Raw genomic sequence first — 11,686 nt, forward strand, 5'->3', positions numbered from 1 at the left:
GTGTGCTCAGATGTTGCGGAAGCGGTTGATGGCGTCGATGTGCTTGGCGCGCATCTCCTCGTCGCGCACGCCCAGGCCCTCCTCGGGGGCCAGGCACAGCACGCCGACCTTGCCCTGGTGGAGGTTGCGGTGCACGTCGTACGCGGCCTGACCGGTGTCGTCCAGGGAGTACACCTTCGACAGCGTCGGGTGGATCTTGCCCTTCGCGACCAGCCGGTTGGCCTCCCAGGCCTCGCGGTAGTTGGCGAAGTGCGAGCCGATGATCCGCTTCAGGGACATCCACAGGTAACGGTTGTCGTACTCGTGGTTGTAGCCCGAGGTCGAGGCACAGGTGACGATGGTGCCGCCCTTGCGAGTGACGTAGACCGAGGCGCCGAAGGTCTCGCGGCCCGGGTGCTCGAAGACGATGTCGACGTCCTCGCCGCCGGTCAGCTCGCGGATGCGCTTGCCGAGGCGCTTCCACTCCTTGGGGTCCTGGGTGTTCTCGTCCTTCCAGAACTTGAAGCCCTCGGCGTTGCGGTCGATGATCGCCTCGGCGCCCATCGAGCGGCAGATGTCCGCCTTCTGGTCGCTGGAGACGACACAGATCGGGTTGGCGCCGCCGGCCAGCGCGAACTGGGTGGCGTACGAGCCGAGGCCGCCGCTCGCGCCCCAGATCAGGACGTTGTCGCCCTGCTTCATGCCGGCGCCGTTGCGGGAGACCAGCTGGCGGTAGGCGGTCGAGTTGACCAGGCCCGGGGCCGCGGCCTCCTCCCAGCTGAGGTGGCCGGGCTTCGGCATCAGCTGGTTGGACTTGACCAGGGCGATCTCGGCGAGGCCGCCGAAGTTGGTCTCGAAGCCCCAGATGCGCTGCTCGGGGTCGAGCATCGTGTCGTTGTGGCCGTCGCTGGACTCCAGCTCGACGGACAGACAGTGGGCGACGACCTCGTCACCGGGCTTCCAGGCGTTGACGCCCGGGCCGGTGCGCAGGACGACGCCCGCGAGGTCGGAGCCGATGATGTGGTACGGCAGGTCGTGGCGCTTGGTGAGCTCGCTGAGCTTGCCGTAGCGCTCGAGGAAGCCGAAGGTCGGCAGCGGCTCGAAGATCGAGGTCCACACCGAGTTGTAGTTGACCGAGGAGGCCATGACGGCCACCAGGGCCTCGCCCGGGCCGAGCTCGGGCACGGCGACCTCGTCGAGGTGGAGCGACTTGCGCGGGTCCTTGTCACGGGTCTGAAGACCCGCGAACATCTCCGTCTCGTCCTTGTGCACGGTGATCGCACGGTACGACTCGGGGATCTGCAGAGCGGCGAAGTCGGCCGGTGTGGATTCCGGCGACTGGATCGCGTCCAGGATGCTCTTCACGGTCACGGTGTTGCCTCCGGCGGTGAGCGCCCTGAGGGAGGGGCGCTGAGGGTTCGTCGGTGCTGCTGAGGGTTGGGTCGAGAAGTGCCGTCGGTTCGGCGGGATGGTGCTTCGGCAGCGCTTTGTGGCGCGGGAGGTTGCCTGTGACGCAGGCGCCCGGGCGTGCAGGCCATTGGCTTGCTGGGACAGCCGGCGCACGAATGGTCTCTGCGCGCCGGCCGCCCGGACTCCTTCAACGTATGACACCGCGTGTCATCCGGCAAGGCACTGAGTGCCAGAACTTGACCTCAGATGAAATCTTTACGTGACAAACGAGCGATGATCGATCGAACGCGGCTTGAAATCCGCTCGAAAAGCTCCCCTGACATGCCAAAACGGCCACCCCGAGGGGTGGCCGTCATCACAGCGTCGAGGAGGTCTCAGCGGTCCCGGAGTGCCTCCTCGATGGTCCGCATGACCTCGTCGAGGGGCGCGTCGGTACGGGCGACGGTGACCAGGACCTCGCCCTGGGCGGCGACCGCCGCCGGGACCGGTGCCGGCCTGGGCACCGGGGTGCGCCCGGCTCCGATGCCGGTGCCGAACGTCTTCCGTACGATCGCGAAGGCGTGGTCGAGCTGTGCCTCGACGTCGCCCTGACCACCCGCCCGCAACCAGCGCCGCAGGACGTGGTTGTGGGCGGTGACGACGGCGGACGCGGCGACCTCGGCGAGCAGCGGGTCGTCGTTGGCGTCGTCGTCGTGCGCGTGCTCGTCGAAGTGGCCGAGGAGATAGCGGGTGAAGAGGCGCTCGTAGCGGGCCACCGACGCGATCTCGGCCTCGCGCAGGGTGGGCACCTCGCGCGTGAGCTTGTAGCGGGCGACCGAGATCTCCGGCCGGCCCGCGTACATCTTCATGACTTCCTTGATCCCGCGGCACACGGTGTCGAGCGGATGCTCGTGCGCGGGGGCGGCGTTGAGCACCGCCTCGGCGCGGATCAATGTGTCGTCGTGGTCCGGGAAGATCGCCTCTTCCTTGGAGCGGAAGTGACGGAAGAACGTGCGGCGCGCGACCCCGGCCGCGGCCGCGATCTCGTCGACGGTGGTCGCCTCGTACCCCTTGGTCGCGAACAGCTCCATCGCCGCGGCCGCCAGTTCTCGGCGCATCTTGAGCCGCTGGGCGGCCGCGCGACTGCCTGCGGCACTTTCCGGCGCGTCGGGCGTAGCTGGTGTACGTGAGGACTTGGCGGGCTGGGACATGACCCGAACGTACTGCATGTGCGCAGCTCGATGCGCATGTCCCGGGTTTCCCCCGCCCGCGAAGGGCGGGGGCCCGCCAGTGGGGCCGAGCAGCCCGCCCCACTCGCTGTCTTCGTCGACCCAGTCGCCGGCGCGGTCAGCGGCGGGCATATTCGCGGAAGCCGCGGCCGGTCTTGCGGCCGAGGCAGCCCGCGGCCACCAGGTGCTCCAGGAGCGGCGCCGGAGCGAGGCCCGGGTCGCGGAACTCGCGGTGCAGGACCTTCTCGATCGCCAGGGAGACGTCGAGCCCGACCACGTCGAGGAGTTCGAACGGGCCCATCGGGTAGCCGCCGCCGAGCTTCATCGCCGCGTCGATGTCGTCAAGGGATGCGTAGTGCTCCTGCACCATCTTGATCGCGTTGTTGAGGTACGGGAACAGCAGCGCGTTGACGATGAATCCGGCCCGGTCGCCACAGTCCACGGCGTGCTTCTTGATCTTGCCGCAGACCTCGCCGACCGTCGCGTGGACGTCGTCGGCCGTCAGCACCGTACGGACGACCTCGACGAGCTTCATGGCCGGCGCCGGGTTGAAGAAGTGCATGCCGATCACGTCCTGCGGACGCGAGGTGGCGCGGGCGCAGGCCACGACGGGCAGCGAGGACGTGGTGGTCGCCAGCACCGCGCCCGGCTTGCAGACCTTGTCCAGCGTCGCGAACAGCTGCTGCTTGATCTCCAGGTCCTCGGCGACGGCCTCGACGGCCAGGTCGACCTCGGCGAAGGCCTCGTAGGAGCCCGCGGGCGTGATCAGGTCCAGGGTCTGCGCGGCGGCCTCGGCCGTCATACGGCCCTTGTCGACGCTGCGCGCCAGGGACTTGCCGATCCGGGCCTTGGCGGCCTGCGCCTTCTCCTCGCTGCGCGCGGCGAGGACCACCTGGTAGCCGCCCTTGGCGAAGACCTCGGCGATGCCGGAGGCCATGGTGCCGGAACCGGCGACACCGACCGAGTGGACGGAACGGCCCTGCGTGAGGGTGCCGCCCTCCAGCGGGGTCAGCGCGTCCCGCACGACCGTGGCGCTGCCCGGCGCCTCGTAGGTGTAGAAGCCGCGGCCGGACTTGCGGCCGGTCAGGCCCGCCTCGCTCAGCTGCTTGAGGATCGGGGCGGGGGCGTGCAGCCGGTCGCGGGACTCGGCGTACATGGCGTCCAGGACGGTCCGGGCGGTGTCGATGCCGATCAGGTCGAGCAGGGCCAGCGGGCCCATCGGCAGACCGCAGCCGAGCCGCATCGCGGCGTCGATGTCCTCGCGGGAGGCGTACTTCGCCTCGTACATCGCGGCGGCCTGGTTGAGGTAGCCGAACAGCAGCCCGTCCGCGACGAACCCGGGGCGGTCGCCGACCGCGACCGGCTCCTTGCCGAGCTCGATGGCGAGGTCCGTGACCGCGGCGACGGCCTGCGGCGCGGTCAGCACGCAGGAGACGACCTCGACCAGGCGCATCGCCGGGGCCGGGTTGAAGAAGTGCAGGCCGAGCACGCGCTCGGGGCGCGCGGAGTCGGCGGCGAGCCGGGTCACCGAGAGGGCGTTGGTGCCGGTCGCGAGGATCGTCTCCGGGCGGACGATGCCGTCCAGTTCACGGAAGATCTGGTGCTTGGTCTCGTACGACTCCGGGGCCACCTCGATGACGAGGTCGGCGTCGGCGGCGGCGCGCAGGTCGGTGGAGGTGCGGACGCGGGCGAGCAGCTCCGTGCGCTCCTGCTCGGTGAGCCGCTCGCGCTCCACGGCGCGGGCGGTGGAGGAGTCCAGGGCGGCGAGCGCCTGGGCGGCGGCGGCCTCACTGATGTCGATGCCGATGACCTGGCGGCCGGCCTTCGCGAGGACCTCGGTGATGCCGGTGCCCATGGTGCCGAGACCGACGACGGCAACGGTGGTGAGCGGGGACAGAGGGGTGTCGGACAGGGGAGTGGCCATCGCGGGACTCCTGGAGATGAGGGTGACGACTGGTGAACGCGCCCAGGTGCGCCGAAGGGGCGCACCGGGTGCGGAAAGGAGTGCGGGTGTAGCCGGGCTGCAAGCGCACACGCCCGGTGCCGTCCGCCACGGGCGCGCACACGCCCGGGGAGCGGCTGAGAACCGACCGGCTCTGTCCCGAAGCCGAGTCGTACTGGTGGTACGTGAGGTACCGAACCGACCTGCACTCACGACGGCTGCGTCACCAAACCGTCGTAAGCAGATGCGCGAGTGGGTGACTCGCTCGTATGAGCTTAACCGGAGAGTAACGAGCACGCCAGCCCCGAGTTTGTGATGTAGCTCCCCACCGTCGCACGACCCGCTTAATCTGGGCTTCGTGGACGAAGAGTTGCGATCGCTCACGGAGCGTCTACGACAGGAGTCGCGCGGCACGGCGGCGTACGAACGTCTGCTGGCGACCGGGGACCACGACGAACTGGCCGACGTGCTCACCGCGCCCGGACAGCCGCTGTGGGCCCGGGAGCTGGCCGCGTTCCGGCTGGGGGTGTCGGGCGACCGGCGCGCCTTCGAGTCCCTCGTGCTGCTGCTCAACCACCGCGATCCGCCGCGCTGCGCCTCCGCCGCCTACGCCCTCGCCAGGCTCGACGACCCCCGCACCGCCCGCGCGGCCGCCGCCCTGGCCACCAACGAACTGCGCGTCGCCTACGCCCTGCACCCCGTACGGCTCCTGGTCGAGCTGCGCGCCCCCGAGGCCGTGCCCGCGCTGATCACCACCCTGGAGCGCCGGCTGCGCCCGCACGACCCCTACCGCCGGGTGGCCCTCGCCTGCGTGGAGGGCCTAGGCACGCTCGGCGACACCCGCGCCAGACGCGTCCTCAGCGAGGCCCTGGCCCACCCGACGCTCGCCGAGGCGGCCGTGCACGCGCTGGCCCGGATCCCGAAGCCGCGGTGACCTCCGGTCAGCGGGGCAGCTCCCGCACATAGCGCACCTCGGGCACGGCGACGCCGTCCACCTCGAAGAGCTCCTCGGCGCCGTCGGCGCGGAATCCGCGCTCGGCCGGGAAACCCCGGCCGAGCGCCTCGCCCAGCGTGACGCCGGCCGCTCAGCGCGGGGTGCCGAGCAGGCCGTGCAGGGCCGAGCCGCCGGACGAGATGGACGCCGCCTTGCTGGTCAGCGGCATCGGGTCCGGTGTCCTGCGGCACACCGCGTCGGTCTCGCCGGTGCCGCGTGGGACCTTGCCGTTGGTCAGGTATGTGGCCAGGTGCTTGTCCAGGCAGTTGTTGCCGCTCAGTGTGACGCCGTGGTTCCCGCCGCCCTCCTCGACCACCAGACTGGAGCCGACCAGCAGGCGGTGGGCCGTGACACCGCCCTCGTACGGGGTGGCCGCGTCGTTCGTCGCCTGGAAGAGCAGCGCCGGCGGCAGCTGGGCGTTGGCGACGTTCACCGGCTTCAGCGAGGCCGTCGGCCAGAACGCGCACGGTGCGTTGTACCAGGCGTTGTTCCAGGTCATGAAGGGCGCCTTCTCGTACACCGCCCAGCCGTCCTGGCGCCAGCGGTCCCAGGCGCGCGGCCAGGAGGCGTCACGGCACTGGACCGCCGCGTAGACGCTGTAGTTGTTCTCGCCTGTGGAGTCGACGGCGCCTAGTTTGCCGTACAGCGCGACCAGCAGGTCCGGGTTCTTGTGGTTCACGTACGCCGCGAACGCGTCGGCCAGGTAGGGCCAGTAGCCGTTGTAGTAGCCGCCGGGCATGAACGTGTCCTCCAGCTCGGAGGCACCGACCTTGCCACCGGCCGGCTTCTTGGCGAGCGCCGCCCGCATCGTGTACCACTTGGCCTCGACCTTCGCCGGATCGGTGCCGAGCCGGTACGTCGAGTCGTACTTGGCGATCCAGGCCATGAGAGCGCGGTGACGGTCCTCGAAGGCCTGGTCCTGGGCGAGGTTGTCGTCGTACCAGACGCCCTTCGGGTTCACGATCGAGTCCAGGACCAGCCGGCGTACCCGCTGCGGGAACAGCTTGGCGTAGACGGCGCCCAGGTAGGTGCCGTACGAGTAACCGAGGTAGTTGATCTGTTTCGCGCCGAGCGCCTGCCGGATCGAGTCCAGGTCCCGTGCGGAGCTGACGGTGTCGATGTACGGCAGGACGCTCGCGTACTTCTTGCCGCAGGCGGCGGCGAACCCCGTCGCGCGCGTGAGGCCCGCCCGCTCGAGGTCGGCCGTGTGCGGGGCGGAGTCCGGGCGCACCGGCTTGAAGTACCCCGGCTCGCAGCTCAGGGCGGGTGTGCTCGCTCCGACGCCGCGTGGGTCGAAGCCGATGACGTCGTACTGGGCGGCGACCGTCTTGGGCAGCGCTGACGCCACGAACCCGGCGAGCATCAGCCCGCTGGCCCCCGGGCCGCCGGGGTTGACCAGCAGCGGGCCCTGGTAGGTCTTGGCGGTGTGCGGGACCCGCGAGATGGCGAGCGTGATCTGTCGTCCGGACGGGTGCGTGTGGTCGAGCGGCACCTTCACGGAGGCGCACTGGAGCGTCGGATAGTCGGCGGTGCCGCACTTCTTCCAGGTGAGTTTCGCGGCCGGGGCCGCCTGCGCGGGGACGGCCGTGAACGAACCGGCCAGCACGACCGCGGCAGCGCACAGCACGGCTGCGCGTGTTCCCATGGGTCCTCCCGGGACGCGGGGTGTGCGGACCGCGAGGGCCACGGTCCTCGCCGCATCGTCCCGGAGTGGGAGCCCGGAAGAACATGTTATGGCAATAATTGACCCAATTGGGTTGGATGTTGCCCTCGAACGCTCTCAGATCAGGGTGAGTTGGGTCGGTTCGGACATCCCGGCCTCGGGGCTCGTGGGTTCGGTCGGCTCGGGCGGATGGATCCGGCGTGGCATCCCCGCGCGCGTGGGGCCGATGCCGTACTCCTGTGCCAGTTCATGGACCTGACGGGTGATCCGGCGCTGGTACCACTTCGGCGCATAGGCGCCCTCCGCGTACAGCCGCTCGTAGCGGCGCACCAGGTGCGGATGGTGCGCCGACAGCCAGGACATGAACCACTCGCGGGCCCCCGGCCGCAGATGCAGCACCAGCGGGGTCACGGAGGTGGCCCCGGCGGCCGCGATCGCCCGCACCGTGGCGCGCAGTTGGGCCGGGTCGTCGCTCAGGAACGGGACCACCGGCGCCATCAGCACACCGCAGCCGATGCCGTGCTCGCCGAGCGTCCGTACGACCTCCAGGCGCCGCTCGGGCGCGGGTGTGCCCGGCTCGACCGTGCGCCACAGGGCGGGGTCGGTGAAGCCGACGGAGACCGAGATGCCGACGTCCGTGACCTCGGCCGCCTGCTTCAGCAGGTCGAGGTCGCGCAGGATCAGGGTGCCCTTCGTCAGGACGGAGAAGGGGTTCGCGTGGTCGCGCAGGGCGGAGATGATGCCCGGCATCAGGCGGTAGCGGCCCTCGGCGCGCTGGTAGCAGTCGACGTTCGTGCCCATCGCGATGTGCTCGCCCTGCCAGCGGCGGGAGCCGAGCTGGCGGCGCAGCAGCTCCGGCGCGTTCACCTTGACCACGATCTGGGTGTCGAAGCCGGTCCCGGTGTCGAGGTCCAGATAGCTGTGCGTCTTGCGCGCGAAGCAGTACACGCACGCGTGCGTGCAGCCCCGGTACGGATTGACCGTCCACTCGAAGGGCATGCGCGAGGCGCCCGGCACCCGGTTGAGGATCGAGCGGGCCCGGATCTCATGGAAGGTGATCCCGTGGAACTCGGGCGTGTCGAAGGTGCGGGTGGTCACCGCGTCCGCGCCGAACAGCGCGGCATCGGCGGCCCGGCCGTGTTCGGACTCCACTGTGAGGTTCTCCCAGCGCATGACGCCTCCTCGGTAGCGCTGCGCACAGAATAGAACATCTGTTCGCATGATCGTGCAAGGATGTTTTCCGATCGCTTCGGATAGCCGAAGACCCCCCGATTTGGGCGGCCGGGGACCGGGGTGGTTGGCTTTCCCCAACCCCGAGAACTCAGGTCCTGGAGGAAGTCAATGGCGCAGGTCGAGGCCACTACGGAGCGGGTCGTCGCGGCGAACGCGGAGAAGGTGTTCGACGCCCTCGCCGATTACGGCGGCACGCGCGAGCGACTGCTGCCCGAGCACTTCAGCGAGTACGAGGTGCGCGAGGGCGGCGACGGCGAGGGCACCCTCGTGCACTGGAAGCTCCAGGCCACCAGCAAGCGCGTCCGTGACTGCCTCCTGGAGGTCAGCGAGCCGACCGACGGCGAACTGGTCGAGAAGGACCGCAACTCCTCCATGGCCACCACCTGGCGTGTCACTCCCGCCGGTGAGGACAGGTGCAGGGTCGTCGTGACCACCACCTGGCAGGGCGCCGGCGGCATCGGCGGCTTCTTCGAGCGGACGTTCGCACCCAAGGGTCTCGGCCGGATCTATGACGCCGTCCTCACCAAGCTCGCCGCCGAGGTCGAGAAGTAGCCCAAAGCGCAGACAGGGAAGGCGGGTTGATCCCTCACCGGTTTGAGTGGATCTCCGTTTTGATGCCCTGAGTGGCCGTAACTCGTCGTGCTTGCTCGCAGTTGTCGATTTACGCGTGGATTTACGCGGAATTCGTGCGGCAGCGCGACGAGGGGAGCGGTACGTGGGCGGGACGCTGGTGCAGGACGAGCCGGCCGTGGCACCTCCGGACGACCCTGTCCCGCTGCCGGGGCCCGCGGCCCAACTCGGCCCGCGCCGCGTCCGGTTGGTGTTCTGCGGGCTGATGCTCGCCCTGCTCCTGGCCGCGCTCGACCAGATGATCGTCGCCACCGCGCTGCCCAGGATCGTCGGTGAACTGCACGGTCTGGACCGGATGTCCTGGGCGATCACCGCGTATCTGCTCACCGCCACCGTGGGCCTGCCCGTCTACGGCAAGCTCGGCGACCTCCTCGGCCGCAAGGGCGTCTTCCAGTTCGCGATCGCCGTCTTCGTGATCGGCTCGGCACTCGCCGGCCGGGCCCAGGGCATGGACCAGCTGATCGCCTTCCGCGCGGTCCAGGGCATCGGCGCGGGCGGCCTGCTGATCGGCGTGCAGGCGATCATCGCGGACATCGTGCCGCCCCGGCAGCGCGGCCGCTACATGGGCCTGATCGGCGCGGCCTTCGGCCTCGCCTCCGTCGCCGGCCCGCTGCTCGGCGGCTACCTCACCGACCATCTCTCCTGGCGCTGGTGCTTCTACGTCAACGTGCCCTTCGGCCTGCTCACCCTGGCCGTCGTCACCGTGGTGCTCAAGCTCCCCGAGCCACGGGTCCGGGCCCGCTTCGACGTCCTCGGCGCGCTGCTGCTCGCCGGGTTCTCCATCTGCCTGGTCCTGCTGACCAGTTGGGGCGGCACCGAGTACGCCTGGGGCTCCCGGCAGATCCTCGGCCTCGGCGCGGGCGCGCTGGCCGCCGCCGTCCTCTTCCTCGTCGCCGAGCTGCGCGCCGCCGAACCCCTCATCCCCCTCAGGCTGTTCAAGGACTCCGTCTTCAACGTCACCGGTCTGGTCGGCCTGGTGACCGGCGTCGCCCTGTTCGGGGCCGCCGGCTATCTGCCCACCTTCCTGCAGATGGTCGACGGCGCCTCGGCCACCGAGTCGGGCCTGCTGATGCTGCCCATGACGGCCGGTATCGTCGGCGCCTCGATCCTCGCCGGACAGCTCATCAGCCACACCGGCCGCTACAAGCTCTTCCCGGTCCTCGGCGGCCTGCTCTCGGCCGTCGGCATGTGGCTGCTGTCCCGGCTCGGCGTCGACACGCCCCGGCTGCACTACAGCGTCTGGATGGCCGTCCTCGGCGCCGGCATCGGCATGGTGATGCCCGTGCTGGTCCTCGCCGTGCAGAACTCCGTGCGCCCCGCCGACCTCGGCACCGCCACCAGCGCCAACAACTACTTCCGGCAGATCGGCGGCAGCGTCGGCGCCGCCGTCTTCGGCACCCTCTTCGCCGACCGGCTCGCCGATGCCCTGCACCGGCGTCTGTCGGCGCACGCGGGCGCCCGGCTCCCCGACCCGGAGTCCCTCACCCCGCAGCTCGTGCACGCGCTGCCCCCGGAGCTGCGCGACGCCTACGTCCGCGCCTACGCCGACGCGATGCCCCGGATCTTCCTCTACCTCGTCCCGGTGCTGGTCCTCGGCCTGCTCATCGCCTTCTTCCTCAAGGAGAAACCGCTGGTGTCCCACAACGCCCCCGCCACCCACCAGCAGGCCGCACCGGTGAACGCCCCGATCCCGCAGGCCCGCCCCCAGCCTTCGGCCGGGGGGACCCCCATCTCGCTTCGCTCGCCGTACGCCGCCGGAGTCCCCGTCTGCGGCACGGTGCAGCACTCCGACGGGACCGTGGTGCCCCGGGCCGCGCTCACCCTCATCGACGTGGCGGGACAGCAGATCGGGCGCGGCGCCAGCGGGGAGGACGGACGGTACGCCCTGTCCACGCCCGGCTCGGGGGCGTACGTGCTGATCGCCGCGGCGGGCGGCCACCAGCCGCAGGCGGTGTCCGTGACCGTCGGCGAGCGGCCCGTCGAACTCGACGTCGTCCTCGGCGGCGCCGGACGCCTCGCGGGCAGTGTGCTGACCGCGGACGGCTCTCCCGTACGGGACGCCGCCGTCACGCTCACCAACGTCCACGGCGAGGTCGTCGCGAGCACCCGCACCGGACGTGAGGGCGGGTACGTCATCGGCGAACTGGTGGCCGGGGAGTACACCCTCGCCGCCAGTGCGCCCGCCTTCCGGCCCGCCGCGCTGCCCGTCAGCGTGCAGGCCTCCCGCGAGACCCGGCAGGATGTGGAGCTCGCGGGCGGTGCCCTGCTGCGCGGCACCGTGCGGGCCGGCGACGGACGGCCCGTGGAGGACGCGCGCGTGACCCTGCTGGACGCGGCCGGGAACGTCGTGGACACACTCACCACCGGTGCCGACGGAACGTTCCGGTTCGTCGACCTCTCCTCCGGCGAATACACCGTCATCGCGGCCGGTTACCCGCCGGTTGCCACGGTGCTCCAAGTGGCCGGCGGGGGACGCACGGAGCGAGATCTCCAGCTGGGACACGAGGACTGACGCACCATCCGGTCCGCGCTCCGGGCGATCAAGTGAAACCAATTCCAGGATTGCCACACATCGCGACGAGCCGTCCCCGTACGGTAGTGGCGGGCGGCACAGATCTATGCGGAGC

At 70.6% G+C, this 11,686-nt stretch carries 8 protein-coding genes and 1 pseudogene; 3 read left to right on the top strand and 6 right to left on the bottom strand.

Translation table 11 applies throughout. From position 1 onward, the window contains the following. Positions 1 to 6: 6 nt before the first annotated feature. The 3 genes from ccrA to N8I87_RS33350 form a co-directional block, all read right to left on the bottom strand. Positions 7 to 1,350 carry a crotonyl-CoA carboxylase/reductase gene (gene ccrA / locus N8I87_RS33340; protein ID WP_263214335.1) on the bottom strand — a complete coding sequence of 448 codons (1,344 nt, stop codon included), beginning with the start codon at positions 1,348 to 1,350 and terminating at the stop codon, positions 7 to 9. Between the two features lie 413 nt (positions 1,351 to 1,763). Continuing rightward, entirely contained in the window at positions 1,764 to 2,579 is an 816-nt protein-coding gene (locus N8I87_RS33345) for a TetR family transcriptional regulator (protein WP_263214337.1), read from the bottom strand. Positions 2,580 to 2,715: 136 nt separating this feature from the next. Next, positions 2,716 to 4,521, bottom strand: coding sequence for a 3-hydroxyacyl-CoA dehydrogenase family protein (locus N8I87_RS33350; protein ID WP_263214339.1), 1,806 nt, complete (start codon positions 4,519 to 4,521; stop codon positions 2,716 to 2,718). Between the two features lie 376 nt (positions 4,522 to 4,897). Between N8I87_RS33350 and N8I87_RS33355 the strand changes: the two genes are divergently transcribed. Then, positions 4,898 to 5,473: an adenylosuccinate lyase gene (locus N8I87_RS33355; protein WP_263214340.1), complete on the top strand. Its 576-nt coding sequence runs from the start codon at positions 4,898 to 4,900 to the stop codon at positions 5,471 to 5,473. Positions 5,474 to 5,480: 7 nt separating this feature from the next. Here N8I87_RS33355 and N8I87_RS33360 read toward each other — a convergent pair. The 3 genes and pseudogenes from N8I87_RS33360 to N8I87_RS33370 form a co-directional block, all read right to left on the bottom strand. Next, positions 5,481 to 5,576 (bottom strand): annotated as a pseudogene (locus N8I87_RS33360) (GNAT family N-acetyltransferase); the annotation flags it as partial. A gap of 48 nt (positions 5,577 to 5,624) precedes the next feature. Then, entirely contained in the window at positions 5,625 to 7,178 is a 1,554-nt protein-coding gene (locus N8I87_RS33365) for an alpha/beta hydrolase (protein WP_263214342.1), read from the bottom strand. A 135-nt stretch (positions 7,179 to 7,313) separates the two neighbouring features. Next, on the bottom strand, positions 7,314 to 8,369 hold the full coding sequence (locus N8I87_RS33370) for an Rv2578c family radical SAM protein (protein WP_263214343.1): 1,056 nt from the start codon (positions 8,367 to 8,369) through the stop codon (positions 7,314 to 7,316). 168 nt (positions 8,370 to 8,537) lie between these two features. Between N8I87_RS33370 and N8I87_RS33375 the strand changes: the two genes are divergently transcribed. Next, positions 8,538 to 8,981: an SRPBCC family protein gene (locus tag N8I87_RS33375; RefSeq protein WP_263214345.1), complete on the top strand. Its 444-nt coding sequence runs from the start codon at positions 8,538 to 8,540 to the stop codon at positions 8,979 to 8,981. A 163-nt stretch (positions 8,982 to 9,144) separates the two neighbouring features. Further along, on the top strand, positions 9,145 to 11,571 hold the full coding sequence (locus tag N8I87_RS33380; RefSeq protein WP_263214346.1) for an MFS transporter: 2,427 nt from the start codon (positions 9,145 to 9,147) through the stop codon (positions 11,569 to 11,571). The last annotated feature ends 115 nt before the right edge of the window (positions 11,572 to 11,686 follow it).

This window comes from Streptomyces sp. HUAS 15-9 (genome assembly GCF_025642155.1).
Taxonomy (GTDB): domain Bacteria; phylum Actinomycetota; class Actinomycetes; order Streptomycetales; family Streptomycetaceae; genus Streptomyces.

Coding starts and splice junctions, on each gene's coding strand:
- N8I87_RS33370 (WP_263214343.1), bottom strand. CDS start 8,369: ATGCGCTGGGAGAACCTCACAGTGGAGTCCGAACACGGCCGGGCCGCC.
- N8I87_RS33350 (WP_263214339.1), bottom strand. CDS start 4,521: ATGGCCACTCCCCTGTCCGACACCCCTCTGTCCCCGCTCACCACCGTT.
- N8I87_RS33375 (WP_263214345.1), top strand. CDS start 8,538: ATGGCGCAGGTCGAGGCCACTACGGAGCGGGTCGTCGCGGCGAACGCG.
- N8I87_RS33365 (WP_263214342.1), bottom strand. CDS start 7,178: ATGGGAACACGCGCAGCCGTGCTGTGCGCTGCCGCGGTCGTGCTGGCC.
- N8I87_RS33345 (WP_263214337.1), bottom strand. CDS start 2,579: ATGTCCCAGCCCGCCAAGTCCTCACGTACACCAGCTACGCCCGACGCG.